The organism is Nostoc sp. NMS9 (genome assembly GCF_017114995.1).
Lineage (GTDB): Bacteria > Cyanobacteriota > Cyanobacteriia > Cyanobacteriales > Nostocaceae > Nostoc.
The window spans coordinates 24,046-40,526 of record NZ_JABXKL010000051.1 but is presented as its reverse complement, the minus strand read 5'-3'; the positions used below and the strand labels follow the sequence as shown (position 1 = coordinate 40,526).

The 16,481-nt window shown below is 40.7% G+C and carries 18 protein-coding genes and 1 pseudogene; 5 read left to right on the top strand and 14 right to left on the bottom strand.

Annotated features, from left to right (window positions below; translation table 11 throughout):
• Positions 1 to 311, top strand: a 311-nt coding sequence (locus tag HWQ40_RS16300; RefSeq protein WP_292779552.1) for an ATP-binding protein, incomplete at its 5' end; no start/stop codon positions are given.
• Positions 312 to 404: 93 nt separating this feature from the next.
• On the opposite strand, the gene HWQ40_RS16295 is transcribed toward HWQ40_RS16300, so the two are convergent.
• The 9 genes from HWQ40_RS16295 to HWQ40_RS16255 all read right to left on the bottom strand — a co-directional run bounded on the left by HWQ40_RS16295 (position 405) and on the right by HWQ40_RS16255 (position 8,681).
• Positions 405 to 1,358 (bottom strand): transposase, encoded by a 954-nt coding sequence (locus HWQ40_RS16295; RefSeq protein ID WP_292779550.1) that lies wholly within the window; start codon positions 1,356 to 1,358, stop codon positions 405 to 407.
• A gap of 3 nt (positions 1,359 to 1,361) precedes the next feature.
• Positions 1,362 to 3,077 carry an urease subunit alpha gene (gene ureC, locus HWQ40_RS16290; RefSeq protein WP_292779548.1) on the bottom strand — a complete coding sequence of 572 codons (1,716 nt, stop codon included), beginning with the start codon at positions 3,075 to 3,077 and terminating at the stop codon, positions 1,362 to 1,364.
• Positions 3,078 to 3,128: 51 nt separating this feature from the next.
• Positions 3,129 to 3,434 (bottom strand): urease subunit beta, encoded by a 306-nt coding sequence (locus tag HWQ40_RS16285; RefSeq protein WP_292779560.1) that lies wholly within the window; start codon positions 3,432 to 3,434, stop codon positions 3,129 to 3,131.
• A 41-nt stretch (positions 3,435 to 3,475) separates the two neighbouring features.
• A complete protein-coding gene (locus tag HWQ40_RS16280) occupies positions 3,476 to 4,213 on the bottom strand; it encodes a hypothetical protein (RefSeq protein WP_292779547.1) in 738 nt (245 codons plus the stop codon).
• Positions 4,214 to 4,337: 124 nt separating this feature from the next.
• Entirely contained in the window at positions 4,338 to 4,640 is a 303-nt protein-coding gene (ureA, locus tag HWQ40_RS16275; protein ID WP_292779545.1) for an urease subunit gamma, read from the bottom strand.
• A gap of 63 nt (positions 4,641 to 4,703) precedes the next feature.
• Positions 4,704 to 5,543 (bottom strand): urease accessory protein UreD, encoded by an 840-nt coding sequence (locus HWQ40_RS16270; protein WP_292779544.1) that lies wholly within the window; start codon positions 5,541 to 5,543, stop codon positions 4,704 to 4,706.
• A 77-nt stretch (positions 5,544 to 5,620) separates the two neighbouring features.
• Positions 5,621 to 6,904 (bottom strand): photosystem II assembly protein, encoded by a 1,284-nt coding sequence (locus HWQ40_RS16265; protein WP_292779559.1) that lies wholly within the window; start codon positions 6,902 to 6,904, stop codon positions 5,621 to 5,623.
• Positions 6,897 to 7,835 (bottom strand): radical SAM protein, encoded by a 939-nt coding sequence (locus HWQ40_RS16260; protein ID WP_292779543.1) that lies wholly within the window; start codon positions 7,833 to 7,835, stop codon positions 6,897 to 6,899. The genes HWQ40_RS16265 and HWQ40_RS16260 overlap by 8 nt, the downstream gene beginning before the upstream one ends.
• A gap of 60 nt (positions 7,836 to 7,895) precedes the next feature.
• Complete coding sequence (locus tag HWQ40_RS16255) at positions 7,896 to 8,681, bottom strand: class I SAM-dependent methyltransferase (protein WP_292779542.1); 786 nt, start codon at positions 8,679 to 8,681, stop codon at positions 7,896 to 7,898.
• Positions 8,682 to 8,780: 99 nt separating this feature from the next.
• On the opposite strand from HWQ40_RS16255, the gene HWQ40_RS16250 reads away from it, so the two are divergent.
• Positions 8,781 to 9,578, top strand: a complete 798-nt coding sequence (locus HWQ40_RS16250) for a ParA family protein (RefSeq protein ID WP_292779540.1) — start codon at positions 8,781 to 8,783, stop codon at positions 9,576 to 9,578.
• Between the two features lie 151 nt (positions 9,579 to 9,729).
• Here HWQ40_RS16250 and HWQ40_RS16245 read toward each other — a convergent pair.
• The 3 genes and pseudogenes from HWQ40_RS16245 to groES form a co-directional block, all read right to left on the bottom strand.
• A pseudogene (locus tag HWQ40_RS16245) lies at positions 9,730 to 10,534 on the bottom strand (DUF4351 domain-containing protein).
• 82 nt (positions 10,535 to 10,616) lie between these two features.
• Positions 10,617 to 12,251: a chaperonin GroEL gene (gene groL / locus HWQ40_RS16240; RefSeq protein WP_292779558.1), complete on the bottom strand. Its 1,635-nt coding sequence runs from the start codon at positions 12,249 to 12,251 to the stop codon at positions 10,617 to 10,619.
• A 109-nt stretch (positions 12,252 to 12,360) separates the two neighbouring features.
• Complete coding sequence (groES, locus tag HWQ40_RS16235) at positions 12,361 to 12,672, bottom strand: co-chaperone GroES (protein WP_094348596.1); 312 nt, start codon at positions 12,670 to 12,672, stop codon at positions 12,361 to 12,363.
• Positions 12,673 to 12,966: 294 nt separating this feature from the next.
• On the opposite strand from groES, the gene HWQ40_RS16230 reads away from it, so the two are divergent.
• Positions 12,967 to 13,161 carry a hypothetical protein gene (locus HWQ40_RS16230; RefSeq protein ID WP_292779538.1) on the top strand — a complete coding sequence of 65 codons (195 nt, stop codon included), beginning with the start codon at positions 12,967 to 12,969 and terminating at the stop codon, positions 13,159 to 13,161.
• Between the two features lie 606 nt (positions 13,162 to 13,767).
• Positions 13,768 to 14,445 carry a response regulator transcription factor gene (locus HWQ40_RS16225; RefSeq protein ID WP_012407592.1) on the top strand — a complete coding sequence of 226 codons (678 nt, stop codon included), beginning with the start codon at positions 13,768 to 13,770 and terminating at the stop codon, positions 14,443 to 14,445.
• 76 nt (positions 14,446 to 14,521) lie between these two features.
• On the opposite strand, the gene HWQ40_RS16220 is transcribed toward HWQ40_RS16225, so the two are convergent.
• On the bottom strand, positions 14,522 to 14,830 hold the full coding sequence (locus HWQ40_RS16220) for an NIL domain-containing protein (RefSeq protein WP_292779536.1): 309 nt from the start codon (positions 14,828 to 14,830) through the stop codon (positions 14,522 to 14,524).
• Between HWQ40_RS16220 and HWQ40_RS16215 the strand changes: the two genes are divergently transcribed.
• Positions 14,810 to 15,094, top strand: a complete 285-nt coding sequence (locus HWQ40_RS16215) for a zinc-binding dehydrogenase (protein ID WP_334985545.1) — start codon at positions 14,810 to 14,812, stop codon at positions 15,092 to 15,094. The two genes, HWQ40_RS16220 and HWQ40_RS16215, sit on opposite strands and share 21 nt — an antisense overlap.
• Before the next feature lie 273 nt (positions 15,095 to 15,367).
• Here HWQ40_RS16215 and ychF read toward each other — a convergent pair whose 3' ends face one another.
• Positions 15,368 to 16,459 (bottom strand): redox-regulated ATPase YchF, encoded by a 1,092-nt coding sequence (ychF, locus tag HWQ40_RS16210; protein WP_292779535.1) that lies wholly within the window; start codon positions 16,457 to 16,459, stop codon positions 15,368 to 15,370.
• Positions 16,460 to 16,481 lie beyond the last annotated feature (22 nt).

Sequence of the window (16,481 nt, the reverse complement as noted above, 5' to 3'; positions counted from 1 at the left end):
ACTTTCAAGATCAGCAATTTCCTGGCATGGTGAGAGTACGTGTGGCAGACACTGGCATCGGTGTTTCTTTGGACAAACAAGATAAACTATTTCAATTATTCTCTCAAGTGGATGGCTCCCGAACTCGCCATTACGGCGGTACAGGTTTAGGGCTGGCAATATCCCAGAAACTCATAGAAGCTATGGATGGTCAACTAAATTTTTACAGCGTGGGCGAAGGACTTGGCTCAACAGTCACTTTCACCGTACCACTGTATCAATATCCTAGGATTATTCAGCCTGAATTTGAAGACTCATCAGCGTTAGAATAGAAGATTGCTCATTTATAAATTTGCAATCACATCTTACCTAAAACCTGATTGCACTAGAGCGATATCTGGCAACAAGGCGCTCGGTATCTATATTTATTTCTCAGAGTTGAGACTATCTAAAACTTGCTGGAATTCTGCTGTGGAAAGAATTGCGATCGCACTTTTTAGAAGCGTTTTTAGCACAGATGGTTCTTCTATCTTATTGATAACTTCGACAATAGAGCTTGGCACTTCTCCAAATCGTGTTTCTAACACTGCAATCAAGCTTTCTCTAGCATTTTCGACAATTCCTTCTTCTTTTGCTAGCCTTTCAATACTAGTTACGTACCGCATTCTATCTGCCTCCTCGTAACTTCTTACTTCTGTTTTAAAACTAAGTGCCAACTCTTTTGGCAAAACCATCACCCAGTCGATAAACCGAAATAATTCCCGAATATCTTCCCGGCTATATCCCCGTTCGTACAGCCGTCTGACTAGGCTTAGTTTCCACTGTAGCCGATTTTGTGGGTTTCGTTGCGTTGCCTTGGTCTTGAGATGCGCCATCACAATTACACCAAAGGGGTTGGTTGTTCGCTCTAGGGTTTCCCACCTTTGCTCATAGTCCAACAGTTTCGCCACAGGAAACTCTAAGCTGACGCGACATCCGCCCAGTTGATAGCTGTAGCTGGAAGGTCGCCAATTCGCTTGTTCATCTGCTAAAACTGCTAAACTAATAACTCGCTTTTTATGGCGGTCAAATAAACGGTAATTATATGTGTACATCCGTTCGGCAAATTGGCTGTCATATTGCCCTTGGACTTCCACATGAACCAATACCCAAGCTTCCTCTCCATCCAGTAGCCAAACTTTTGCAACTTTATCGACCAAACGCCGCCCAATTTCTGCATCCGGTTCTAGCTGTTGCAGTTCTGTGTCCAGAAATTCATAGGGTCGCGTCCAGTCGATTTCGGCATAGGCTTGGGTGAAAAAGAATTCCAGAAAGCGGGGAAAATATAGCTCAATGACTTCCTTCCAAGGACTATCGTAATCAGTAAGTTGCTCGGTCATGAACTAAAACAAAAAGTACCTCTGTGCCATTGGTAAAATTGTCGCAGGTTCACAAATCAGCAACTCACCATCTGCCCTGACTTGGTATGTTTCTGGATCAACTTCAATGTGTGGTAGTGCATCATTCAGTTTCATATCCCGCTTACTCAATTGGCGTGTTCCAGAAACTGCAACTGCTGCCTTTTGTAAACCTAGCTGGCTGGGAATTTCGTTCTCTAAAGCTGATTGCGAAACAAAAGTTAATGATGTGGCATGACGCGCCCCTGCAAAACTACCAAACATCGGCCGCATATACACTGGTTGCGGTGTGGGAATACTGGCGTTAGCATCGCCCATTTGCGACCATGCAATCATTCCGCCTTTAATCACTATTTCTGGTTTCACGCCAAAAAATGCCGGACGCCACAAACATAAATCTGCTAATTTTCCCTCTTCCACTGAACCCACATATTGAGCAATTCCGTGAGCGATCGCTGGATTAATAGTATACTTAGCAACATATCTTTTTGCCCTAAAGTTATCTGCTTTTTGCTCTGTTCCTTGTGGGTTAAGAGTTACGCGTTGCACCTTCATTTTGTGAGATGTCTGCCAGGTGCGAATTATAACTTCGCCCACTCTTCCCATCGCTTGGGAGTCGGAAGAAATCATACTAAATGCGCCTAAGTCGTGCAAAATATCTTCCGCAGCAATGGTTTCTCGGCGGATGCGAGACTCCGCAAAAGCGACATCTTCGGCGATCGCTGGGTCGAGGTGATGGCATACCATCAACATATCCAGGTGTTCGTCTAAGGTGTTGAGGGTGTAAGGACGTGTGGGATTGGTGGAAGATGGCAGAACATTGGCTTGGCTGCAAACTTTGATGATATCTGGTGCGTGTCCTCCGCCTGCGCCTTCGGTGTGGTAGGTGTGGATGGTACGATTCTTGAAAGCGGCGATCGTATCTTCGACAAATCCGGCTTCGTTCAGGGTATCAGTATGAATCGCTACTTGCACATCATATTCATCCGCAACACTAAGGCAAGTATCAATTGCTGCGGGTGTGGTTCCCCAGTCTTCATGTAGTTTTAACCCCATTGCACCAGCGACTACTTGTTCTACAAGTCCTTGGGGTTGACTGGCGTTACCTTTACCCAAAAATCCTAAGTTGACGGGAAAAGCATCAGCAGCTTGCAGCATTCGGTAAATATTCCAAGGTCCGGGGGTGCAGGTAGTGGCATTTGTACCTGTAGCGGGGCCAGTACCGCCGCCGATCATGGTGGTAATACCAGAAGCGATCGCCACTTCAATTTGTTGGGGACAAATAAAATGAATATGGGCATCAATACCGCCAGCAGTGAGAATCATTCCTTCACCAGCTAAGGCTTCAGTTCCGGGGCCAATAATAATATCTACATTATTTTGAATATAAGGATTTCCAGCTTTACCAATTTTGAAAATATTGCCATCTTTAATGCCGATATCTGCTTTGACAATACCCCACCAATCGAGAATTAAGGCATTAGTAATTACTAAATCTACAGCACCATCGGCGTTAGAAATGGGGGATTGTCCCATCCCGTCTCGGATGACTTTACCACCGCCAAATTTCACTTCATCGCCGTAGGTGGTGAAATCTTGTTCAACTTCAATAAATAATTCTGTGTCTGCAAGTCGGATGCGATCGCCTACTGTTGGGCCATAAGTTTCGGCGTAGGCGCGGCGATCCATTCTGTAAGGCATATAAAATCCTTTTTTTTAACGCAAAGGGACGCGGAGGTACGCGGAGAGTTTTTAGAGGTTTCCGTTAATTTTGGCGTTGAAGCCGTAGACTTGGCGAGTACCAACGAGGGGGATTAGAGTTATTTCTTTTGCATCGCCTGGTTCAAAGCGAACTGCGGTTCCGGCGGGGATATCGAGGCGCATTCCTCGCGCTTGTTCTCTGTCAAAGTTTAAGGCGGTGTTAACTTCATAAAAGTGATAGTGGGAACCAACTTGTATGGGGCGATCGCCTGTATTTGACACTTGCAATTTTACAGTTGGACGACCAACATTTAGTTCAATTTCACCTGCTGGTGTAATGATTTCTCCTGGTATCATGTTCAATCCAATATTTCATTTAAATAGAAATTACGCACAATCTACGAATTCTTGGCGTCTTGGCGGTTCAATAAATTAATATTTTTGGCTGTTTTTGCGTAAATTTGGCTCTTTTTGCGTAAGTCATGATTAGCTTTTAAAAAGTTTGCTTGTTGACGCTTAAGGTTTTTAAAAGTTTTAAGAACCTCAGTTTCAAATTCTAATGGAAAGTCAAATTTTGATTTCCCCGAATATTTAATTTGCTGTTCTTGCCACCGCAAATGTTCTATTTTCCAGGAATTATGGTAGTCCAAAAATTTTAGATAACTTTCTGGCATTATTTCACCTTCAATTAAGTGTGTCTTTGTCATCAAAAGCTTTTTAATTTTTTCATGGCGAGGAAAAGCATCTTTTTCTATCCAAAAAATCCAGAGTTTAATTTCTTCTTGGTTTTGCAAGGGGCCTATTTTATCACCTTTATGTTTAATTTCTTCTTCGTTTGGCAAGCGAACTATCTTATCATCTTTATCACCATTGTTTTGTTTTTGACGGCGCATTTCTAGAAACTTTTTTACTAAATCTGTATAAGTACATCTACCTTCCCAGATCAGAAAAGCAAGTGGCCCATATAGTTCTTCTAGCTGCTGCTCAGTATATTTTAACGATGCAGTTGTCTGCTGATTTTCTCTGTCTCTGTTGCCAGACATAATGTGATTAACTATTCCGGCTACAACGGCAAAGGCAGTAGTTATGGCAGTGGTTATAATAGTTGCTGTAAAGCCAGTGTTTCCTGTATTCATTGCCTTTATGCTTGACTATCATCAAGCAGTATACTTTTAATTAATGTGTTAAATTATATACTTGATTATTAATTAATGTCTATAAAAGACTTTTGTCTTTAAAGTAACACACTATAAAGTAAATTTAATGAATTGGATTATGTACTGTCACTAACTTTGTACCATCAGGAAAAGTTGCTTCAACTTGCACTTCATGCACCATTTCTGATATCCCTTCCATGACATCATCCCGCGTTAATAGAGTTGTACCATAACTCATTAATTCAGCTACAGTTTGCCCATCTCTTGCACCTTCTAAAATGGCAGCAGAAATATAAGCGATCGCTTCGGGATAATTCAGTTTTAAACCCCTTCCTTTCCGTCTTTCTGCTAATAAAGCAGCTGTAAAAATTAATAACTTATCTTTTTCCTGCGGCGTAAGTTGCATTAATACCTCCTCCTTCTCTTCGAGACGCTGCGCGAACGCGTCCTTCGCGCCTTCGTGGTTCGTTCAAAGCTGCCACACTCTTGGTATACAATTACCACGATTCAAAAAAGAAACTCGCAGCAGCTGCCAAACATTAATAAACCAGTTTCTCACCTCAGATGTGGAAGAACCGCGATATCGACACAATAATCCATGTTGTAATCGGCTAACACCCGCTTCCCCTTCCCCATTCCATAAATTTCGCGTTTTTTCGACAATTTCTGCTGAAACTGCACTACCAACCCAAACTAGACTACCTACTATTGGTTTTCCTGCCAAGCCGTGAGGACTGTGAAAAACATCTTCACTACCTGGTAAATATTGGCGATCAATCCACAAAGGAACACCTTGCTGCCAAATTTCCGTGTGCGATCGCCATTCCCCTTGCAAGAATTTTTCTCCTCTAGCACTGCGACCAAATCGGGTGATTTCCCAGCCTAACCAACTGCCCCCGGTTGCTAATTCTACCCGTAAATCTTGCCGATAAATCGCAGCGTTAAATAAAATTGTCTCTTGCGGCAACCATTCTAAACAAGCACCAGCATCAACTTGCATCTGGATACTTTGTCTAGCTTGTAAGCCATTACTACGATATATCTTGCTTGCAGCAGCTGTAGTGATTAAGGCTTGGGTTTGGGGTTGGAGGTGGATGTTAGAGGATAAGCGATCGCCTCCCACCATTCCCCCGGCTGTATGTAAAATTACGTTATGACAAACTTTTTCCCCTTCTGGATAGAATGGGCGTTGTACCTTCAGGGGCGCTTGTTGGTAATTGTAAATTAATTGGGTTCTACCCTGGCGATCGGCATAGACTAAATTAAGTTTGCCATGCCAACCTTCTGCTATTTGTGAATTGCAGGTCATTTATAAATTCAAGATTAAAGTTCAGATACCTTATATTTATTTAATGCATTCTTTAGTGTTTTACCTGCAATTTATCATTATTTTTTCGCCAAGATTACATAATCATCTAATGTATAGTGTAACTGATGCTTCTGACCAAAATACTGTTGGAGTATTGGACTCATATACAGTTGTTTTGGTAATTTTTCTCGAGCAAATTTACCAAATTCAACACCGGACAAAGGTTTTCTTGAATCTGTTGAGGTTAGATATTTATACCAGACTAACTCTAATCCAAGTTCTGCCAGAAATTTATCCACTACATTTTTTTCCTGTTCTTGGTTTTCAAATTGGTGAACATCGTAAACTTTGAATAACTTTTTATCTTGCACAATTAGCAGAATATAACCTGATTTTTTTAAGCTTGTGGCAAATATTTCCTTGTAAGTATTATTAGCTTCAACCCTCTTAGCTGGATCTGCAAAGAAGCAGTGAGAAATTACGATAAAGTCGAAAAAATCTTTGGGTAGATTATTCGATTGAGTCTTCCAAGTAAAAATATCAGTAGTAACAAAGCGGAAGAAAGCATTCACAGGAGTTAGACGCGACTCTATATATCGTCGCCAAAACTGAAGTCCACGAAACTGGAAGGCATCTTGTTTTTCTAAAGAGTAATAAGATATGTGCATTTGCGGGATATGAAAAAAACCGCTACTACTTTGGAGAAATAAAGCTAAACCATAAGCAACTGTTCCTGGGCCTGCTGCAATATCAAGGATATTAACCTTACTTGGTAGTAAAGCATCCTGGTAAATGAGAAACCAAGCTAAATATATGCAATATACATTTTCTAAAAAATACTTCATAAAGTACACATGAGGAGTTAGACTAAAACGGTAGTCTGGGTCTTGTCCAATTTTTAAGTTATTAATATCTTCAAGAGCATCTTCTAGCTTAATAAATAACTGTTTTTCAGGAATCTTACTAAATTCTTCTTTGAGATATTCAACTAGCCTTGATTCCAAATCATCAAATATCCGTTCATCAATACCAGTAGATTGCAGTTTATATTCATCGTGCTGTATGAAATTGAAAACTTTATAGATATATTTAACAAATTCCTCATCTGGGATTAATATAAGATCATCTTTTTGTTGAGATGCTTCTGTTAGTTGTTTACTTAAAGTTTCTGTTTGCCGTTTGTATTCTTGGGAATAACGTTCAAATTGAAGTTTATCCTTAAATAGTTTTTCTAACCATGAGAATCTTGCACCTGATTTTTGAATCTCTTGCAATAGTTGGACTGCACTTCGGATATCCCCGCGTTTTAAAGATAATTTGAACTGCTGACTTCGCCACCAATTTGCGATAGGATTATTCATAGCCAAATCCTTCTTTACCTTCCATAATTTCTACACCTGGAAGCTGAGAAACTAACTTTTCCTTAAATTTCCTATAGCTTAATTTCTCATCCTCATACCACCAAGCGTATTTTTGCTTAATTTCTTCAGCTTCTTGGCGAGTTGATGCTATGAGAGAACGACTTTGGCTAGCATGAAAAGTTTGAATTACAACTCTATCGGCGATGGCTAGTTTGTCAATGAAAGTAGACTCATCAGTTGGCAAAGTAGGAAGTAGAGGGGTAATAGTAATAGAAATTTGAGGAAGAAAACCTTTATAATAATCAATACTTTGTTTAATTTTAGTGATAGCATTTAGTCTGGCTTTAATACTGGGCGATCGCGGTTCAAAATCTTTTCTTACTAATTCGCTCCCAGTGGGAATGCTCATATTAATTCGCAATCGCTTAAATCGTTGTAAATAATCAATATCTCTAGTAATAATTGGGCTACGAGTTTGAATCACCAAAGTTGGAGTTGGATAACCGTCAATCCCCATATCTAGCATTACCTCTAACAACCGACGAGTCAGTTGATGTTTAGACTCAAGTGGTTGATAAGGATCGGTAACGCTACTCATGTATATACTAGGAGGAGTCTGGGGATTTTTTTCATACCATTTTTTTAATTCTTTCGCTAAAATTTCAGCAGAATTTTCCTTAAAAATTACCCATTTACCCCAATCTTGGCGCATTTGAGTATTAGGGCTAAATGCAGCAGCATAGCAATAGCTACAAGCGTATTGACATCCCCTGTAAGGATTTAGAGTAAAATCATAATTACCAATAAAACCAGTAGCTTTTGTTAAGAGTGATTTAGCATTTTGGGCAAAAACATTGACATCTCCAAACTTTTCTCTGACTAATTTAGTAGGAATGCATTCGCAATAACCTTCATATTTTGGTTGTGCCATGTAAATCCTGATATTTATTGAGAGGGAATTAACGCACCCTACTTCTTATGATTCCCATTTTTATTTTGAAATTACTTCACCAAGGTGTACGCTAGTGCGATAGACCATATACACAAAACCACTTTCATCATGAAAGCGCTGATATAATTCTTGAAACCTATCAATAAGCTGTTCATATCCCAAACCTTCACGCGGAAGGTAAGAAACACTCATTGCTCGTCCAATAAGTCCAGTTAAATCTAACTGTTGCCTGTAAGTAAAATTATATTCGTGGATATTAATAAAATGAGGAGTTACTAACAGTGGCTCTACGGACTGCATTCTAGATTCTGCTGGGTGATTATTAGATGCTTCGCGGACTATTCGGCTATATTCTGTGGTTAATGCATCTTCTTGATCGCGGTTATTCCACACCACAGCCAAGCGTGCTGATGGTTTTAAAATGCGGTGAAATTCCAATAAAGTTGCTTCGGGATTGAACCAGTGGAAAGCTTGAAAACAAGTAACTAAATCAACTGAATTATCAGGGAGTTGGGTAAATTCTGCTGTTCCATCACGAAACTCTATCAAAGGATGTGCTTCAGCCGCTTCTCGCATCGCCGCATTTGGTTCTATGGCTATGACATTAACCCCTCGTTCAGCTAACAGTCTGGAAGCAATTCCTGTACCTGCACCAATATCTGCTGCTACGAGTTGTGAATTTTCACCTAATCCTTCCAAGATAATATCAATTGCATCTGCGGGGTAGCTTGGTCGATATTTTACATAATCCTCTGCTCTGTCAGAAAATCGATTGAGTGGGTTTAAGGTGTGTAAGGGGGTTGTTTCAGGATTAAGTTGGCTCATGGGTTTTTATGGAAAAGTAAAAATGAACCTGTTACTTGGGCATATTTTCAGGGAAACATAGAACTGTAGCCCATGAAATGCGTCAATCTACCAGAAATTATGACAGCTAAAGTGATAAGCATTTGCAATCTCAAGGGTGGAGTTGGCAAAACTACCATCGTTATGGCATTAGTGGAATATTTAGCAGGCGATACCATGTATGGTAAGCGAGTGCTGGTTATTGACCTTGATCCTCAATGTAATTTAACGAATATTTTAATGTCAGAAGATGTATGGTTTAGCCAATTTGAAAGGAATAAGTTGACTTTACCTTATTTATTTAAACAACCTAAAGATTATTTGGATAATTTGAATAATGATAACTTTATAGCTAAACGAGATATTTCTAATATAAAAGCTAAATTTAAATCTTTACACCTTATACCTAGTAGCCCTATATTATTTGAAATTCAAGAAGAATTACCGGAAGGATTTTATTATAATCTAGGATTAAAACCGATTGATTTACTAAAAGAACTTCTAAAAATTCTATCTAAAAATTATGATTATGTTTTGATTGATTGCCCACCAACAATTAACAAAACAATTAAAAGTGCATTTTTAGCCAGTAATTTTTGTATTTTGCCTTGCACCCCTAACCGTATGTCAATTGGTGGATTAAGATTAATCCTAAGACATATTAAAAAGTTTAATAATGAAAATGGGCATAATTTAAAATCTTTAGGAACTTTAATATCTAGATTTAATGTATCTAGAGCTAATGAAAATCAATTGGTCGAGTTGATTATGAATAGCTCTGATTTTCCATCAGTATTTAAAACTAAAATTGCTGAAAGAGCACAATTAGCTAAAAATTTAGATTTTGAAGAAAAGTTGACATATAAAAAAATATGGTGATTTGTATGACTCTCTAAAAGATTTTGCCCAAGAAGTGATTCAGAGAGTAAAGTAAATAAATGGACATATCACAAACCACAAATTTATTAAGGGCGATCGCACAAGTTATAAAATATGCAACTTCAAAAGTAAATTATTTTTATTAATTCTTCTATTGCTGTTCTAACCAAGCTACCAAATCAGCAATTTCCGAAAAATCAAGCAGTTCCTCTCCTAACTCCTCTAACTGTTCAGCAGATAAATTCCGAACCTGCTCAACTAATGATTCATCAATATCACCAAAACGCCGTTTAAGCTGACGACTAATCAATTTAAACGCTTCCTTTTGAACGATATCTTGATAAATTACAGACTCTTTCATAATATCCTCCCGTAAAAATTGCCGAACCAAATCCTTTTCAAACCGCAAACCCGCCAGAATTTCTACACAACCCGCGATATTTTGTCGCTCCTCCCTATCTGGAATTGTAGCGACTTGTTCCGCGACTTGTGCCAGTAAAGTTTGTGGCGAGTTAGTTCGCGTCAAACTTGCTAAAGGTAACAGCGCCGGATTAACTAAAAATAGTGTTGAATCTTGCTCCCAAAGACGAACAACCTGATATTGGTGAATTGTCGTGTTGTCCCGATATTCTTCAGTAAAAGCCATTTCGTTAGTAGTTTCTTGCAAAAAGATTAGCACTTGCACTACAGGACAACGGTACTGACGCTTCAACCTCACAGAATAATCGAGCATTCGGAAATTAAGCGCCGGATTAGATTTCGCCAAAGTTTGAAATTCAATGTGCAAAATTTGGTTAGCTGCTTGCAAAAATGTCACAGAATCACGCGCGAATTGGTTCAAGCGTGAGTTCCGTTTTTAAGACTTCAATTTGTTGCACCTCTACCCCAAGTAACCAACGCACAAAATCAGCAGGGTACTGTTCAGCTAAATATTTACAAGCGTTGTCGTAACTCACCCTTTTCCTCTTCTTTTGACATAAAAAAACAGCCGCCTCTATCAGGAAGCAGCTGTTTTACAAATTATGTAACTAGAAAGTATTAGTAATCGAAGTCTCCGCCGCCAGCACCAGCGCCAGCAGGAGCGCTATCCTTAGGCTCAGGCTTGTCAACTATAATACATTCGGTTGTCAACACCATACCAGCGATGGAAGCAGCGTTTTGCAGAGCAGAACGAGTCACTTTAGCAGGGTCAACAATACCAGCAGCTAACAAATCGACGAATTCGTTTGTTGCAGCATTGTAGCCAACGTTGAATTCTTTCTCTTTGACGCGTTCAGCGATCACAGCACCATTCTGACCGGCGTTTTCAGCAATCCGCTTCAGAGGTGCAGGTAAGGCGCGAACGACAATCAACGCACCAATCAACTCTTCATCTTTAAGATTGCTCTTTGCCCAAACTTCCAATTCAGGAGCAAGGTGAGCCAGAGTTGTACCACCGCCAGGAACGATACCTTCTTCCACAGCAGCTTTGGTGGCGTTGATAGCGTCTTCTAAACGCAGCTTCTTGTCTTTCATTTCGGTTTCGGTCGCTGCACCAACTTTCACCACAGCGACACCACCAGAGAGTTTAGCAAGACGCTCTTGCAGTTTTTCTTTGTCGTAAGAAGATTCGGTTTCATCGATTTGACGACGAATCTGTTCGACACGAGCCTTAACAGCAGCTTCGTTACCTTCGGCAACAATTGTAGTGCTGTCTTTGGTAATGGTGATCCGGCGAGCTTTACCCAGGCTGTCCAGCTTGGTGTTATCTAGCTTCAAACCAGCATCTTCGGTAACTAGTTGACCACCAGTTAAAACAGCGATATCTTCTAGTAGTGCTTTGCGGCGATCGCCAAAGCCAGGAGCCTTAACAGCAGCTACATTGAGTACACCGCGCAAACGGTTTACTACCAAGGTTGCCAAAGCTTCTTTTTCAATATCTTCGGCGATAATCACCAAAGGACGACCAGCACGAGCTACTTGCTCTAACACTGGTACCAGGTCTTGTACCAAAGCAATTTTCTTATCGGTCAGCAGTAGGAAAGGCTCATCAAAAACCGCTTCCATCCGCTCAGGGTCGGTAGCGAAATAAGGAGAGATGTAGCCTTTGTCAAAGCGCATCCCTTCAGTGATTTCCAATTCGGTGAACATAGATTTCCCTTCTTCTAGGGAAATTACGCCTTCCTTGCCCACCTTGTCCATTGCTTGGGCAATCATCTGACCAACTTCTTCGTCATTACCAGCCGAGATCGCACCAACTTGGGCAATGGCTTTGGAATCTTCCACTGGACGGGCGTGTTCAGCAATTTTTTCTACCAGGAAAGCAGTAGCTTTGTCTATACCACGCTTCAGCGAAATCGCATTAGCACCAGCTGCAACGTTCCGTAAGCCTTCTTTGACGATCGCATGAGCTAAAACGGTAGCAGTTGTGGTGCCATCGCCCGCAGCATCATTGGTCTTAGAAGCAGCTTGACGAATCAGAGCTACGCCAGTGTTTTCAATGTGGTCTTCTAATTCGATTTCTTTAGCGATCGTTACACCGTCATTGACGATTTGCGGTGCGCCAAATTTCTTTTCTAGGACTACGTTACGACCTTTGGGGCCAAGGGTAACAGCTACAGCCTCAGCCAGGATGTCAATGCCTCGTTCCAAGGCGCGACGGGCGTTTTCGTTGTAGATAATGCGCTTTGCCATAATTATTGTTAGTTGTCCTTTGTCATTTGCCTTTTGTTCTTCGTCATTTGTCATTTGTCATTTGTCCTTTGTCATTGGCTAATGACTAATGACCAATGACTAATGACCACTAGATAACAACTGCTAAAATATCTTTTTCAGAAAGCAGTACATATTCTTCAGTGCCAAGCTTGATGTCAGTGCCAGCGTACTTAGAGTACAGCACCTTATCGCCGACTTTAATTTCCAATTCCTGACGGTTTCCATCGTCATTACGCTTGCCAGGACCAAGAGCCACTACTTCCCCTACTTGGGGCTTTTCCTTGGCGGTATCGGGCAAATACAGACCACCTGCGGTCTTTTCCTCAGAGGCGCTCACTTTTACGAAAACGCGATCGCCTAAAGGTTTAACTGTAGAAACGCTTAGAGATAAAGCTGCCATAATTATTTTCTCCAGAGTTTAGCACTCTCAACTCCTGAGTGCTAATTTACCGAAAAATGGCGTCCAATGGCAAGAATGCCTTGAGTACGGGTTCCCGAACTAGAAGGTTAAAGATATACTTAAGTATAAATGCTTAATTATTTCTACCTTTCAGGTTTTGTTCTGTAAGTTACGAAGAGAGTAGGGAGTGGGGAGTTAAGAGTTATGAGAATTCTTCCCCATTCCCTACTCCCCAGTCAACTTTATTTGCAAAGCTTGCAAATTGTTATAGAACTGTAATCAGGGAGCCGCTCGATGAGTAACAATACAGTGACAGCGATCCAGTCCAACCATCAAATTCCCAAAAACACTCAATCTTTGGAACATAAGACCCTGAGTAATTGTGTAGAAAGTTTAGGACTTACAAAAATTCAGCAACACATTTTTATTTGCGCTGACCAGGCAATTGCTGCTCAAAACGAGCTAGTCTGGAATTCTGGGATTACTTAAAAAAGCGACTTAAAGATTTAAAACTCGATGAGCCGCACTAAAGTCATTCTATTTGCGTCTATAAAACTAAAGCCAACTGCTTGCGTGTTTCTTGTTCTAGACCCATAATGGTGATTTACGCTGATGGTGTCTGGTATCGCCAAGCAAACCCGGAAGTTACTCTGCGGATCATCCGAGAACACTGAATAGGCAATAAGGTGGTAGAAGAATATGCGTTTTCAATCCATCTTTTGCCAGAAACTTCCCTAGTTTCTTGTGAACATCTCATAGAGGTTTAACAACCAAAGGATATGGTATAGCAGTAAGCTTTAAGAAAGTGCGGGTTGGTTTTGAGGTAGGGTCATCTTTAAGCCAATACTTACTTGTGAGTCCGAAAGATTATTATTTAATCAGTGTTTTTTACCCCGCCCCTTTCAAAGCGATATATAATAGCGCATTATAGATACTACTGCTATACGTATCCTTGCTGGACTTTTGCTATCCAGCTACTAGTCTATTGAAAGTGCTCGGCATTTTTGAGACTTCGAGACAGCAAAGGCAAGTTAAGTAGGAAAAAGGACAACATCTCGAATAACCCACCATAGAGGATAAATATTCAAGACTTTGATGGACCGAAGCGCGACAAGTGCCACTGCTATGAAAGAGCCCAGCATGAAAGATCACAAACGACTTCTATTGATTGATGATGACCCTAACCTCATCTTGCTGGTGAAGGATTACTTAGAATTCCGGGGATATGAAGTCATCACCGCTGAAAATGGACGTGAAGCTCTGGAAATTTTAGAGCAAGATGTTCCAGACATGATCATCTGCGATGTGATGATGCCGGAAATGGACGGATATACTTTTGTGGAACAAGTCCGGCAAAACGAACGCACCAGCTGGATTCCGGTTCTTTTCCTTTCAGCTAAGGGACAAAGTGCAGACCGAGTTAAAGGTCTGAACAAAGGTGCTGATGTTTATATGGTCAAGCCCTTTGAACCAGAAGAACTCGTAGCGCAAGTTGAATCCTCGCTGAAACAAACTATCCGTTGGAAAGAACACCAAGCAAAAGGAGGCGAAAACGGTTCCCGTATCCAGGTTCCCTTCGATGTGCAATTAACCCCAACCGAACTCAAAGTAGTCCAGTTTGTGGCTAGGGGTTTAGCTAACCGGGAAATTGCTGAAGAACTAAATGTTAGTCAGCGCACGGTTGAAAGCCATGTGTCCAATATGTTGGGCAAAACTAATCTCCACAACCGTACTGAACTAGCGCGGTGGGCGATTGAAAATCAAATGGCTTAAACAAAGTTAAGAGTTAAAAGTTAGGAGTTATGAATTATGAATTTTTTAACTTCTAACTCCTAACTCCTAACTAAATCTACCAACCATCTTCTTCAGGGCTGGATTGGTGCAAAACTTCTAAATCCAGTTCATCCAGGTAAGTTAGGGCGCTTTCAATCTGAGAAACAGTACCTCGCAGTTCCAGATCGAAGCAGCTATATTGTGGCACGTTTGCGCTTACCTGAGCATCAGCAATAATGACTATGACCCCATAGTGAGAAACCAGTCGTGAAATGATTGGTTCTTCATACAAGTCTTTAGGAATGCGAACTTGGATACGAGTTTGGGTGCGTCTATTATCTAAAATATCTGTATTAGATTTTACTTGTTTATTTGGAATTGCCATTCTAGCTTCCTACTCGACTTCTGGGATGAGGGTTTTACTTTGCACAATTCTTTTAACACTAGAGCCTCGCTACGTGGCTTTCTCTTCGTTGACTATTCAGAATATTTACAAGAGAAACAGTCTCGACTGATGGAACTATTATCGACAGGTAAAATTAAACCTGCTGTTGATTCAACACAATTCAGAGGAATGGAGTCTATCGTTGACGCTGTGGAATACTTATATAGTGGTCGAAATTGCGGTAAAGTTATTGTTCGTTTTTAACAACAATTATCAACCTATACCACTCATAAAAACTAACAACTGACTAATGACACTAAAAAACGCTCCCCTTTTGGAGAGCGCCTTTAATTTTATTTGACCTAATTAGGGCTTGCAACTATATTTTGGGTAAAGCTTGTTTATTTGCGATCGCCAAGCAGTTTACTTAAGCATCAATATGCATATATCGAATACTTTGTCAATATTTTTAGGGCGATCGCAACTTGGTGTAGGTTGACCATTATCTTATCGATAACGGCCACTCATTAATTACCTCTACACATTAAATCGGAACAACATTACATCCCCTTCTTGCACAACATACTCTTTCCCTTCACTGCGAACTAACCCTTTCTCCTTCGCCGCATTCATCGAACCAGTTGTTACCAAGTCTTTATAAGCGACAGTTTCAGCGCGAATAAATCCCCGTTCAAAATCACTGTGGATTACACCAGCAGCTTGAGGTGCAGACATTCCCGCATTAATTGTCCAAGCGCGGGTTTCTTTGGGACCGCAGGTAAAATATGTCCGCAAGCCTAAAAGCATGTAAGTTGCCCGAATCAATGATTTCAAACCACCTTCTTCCACACCTAAAGATGCGAGGAAATCAGCTTTATCTGACTCTGGTAATTCCACTAATTCAGCTTCAACTTGAGCCGAAACTATCACAACTTGGGCATTTTCTGTTGCTGCAATTTGTCGCACTGTTTCCACAAAATGATTACCAGTTGCCAACTCATCTTCAGATACATTAGCGGCGTAGATAATCGGTTTATAAGTGAGCAGTTCTAATCCTTTAATAATTTCTGTTTCTTCTTCATTCAAGCTCATCTGACGCACCGATTTACCTTCATTTAAAGCCGCAGCTAATTTTTCTAAAACTGTGATTTCAAACTGTGCATCTTTGCTGGTACGAGCTTGTTTGCGAGTGCGGTCAATTCGCCGCTCAATTTGTGCTAAATCTGATAAACCCAGTTCTATATTAATGATTTCAATATCTCGTGCTGGGTCAACAGAACCAGCAACGTGGATAATATCGTCATTTTCAAAACAACGTACCACATGGACGATCGCATCAACTTCCCGGATGTGGGACAGGAATTGATTCCCTAGTCCCTCACCCTGACTAGCACCTTTAACTAAACCGGCAATATCCACAAATTCAACCCGCGCCGGGATAATTTGTGCCGAACTGGCAATCTTAGCAAGAACATTTAACCGTTCATCCGGTACTGCGACAACGCCGACATTCGGTTCAATCGTGCAAAAAGGGAAGTTAGCTGCTTCTGCCTTAGCATTAGCAACTACAGCATTAAATAAAGTAGATTTTCCGACGTTGGGAAGTCCGACAATTCCGGCTCTTAGCATTTTGGATTTTAGATTTGGGATT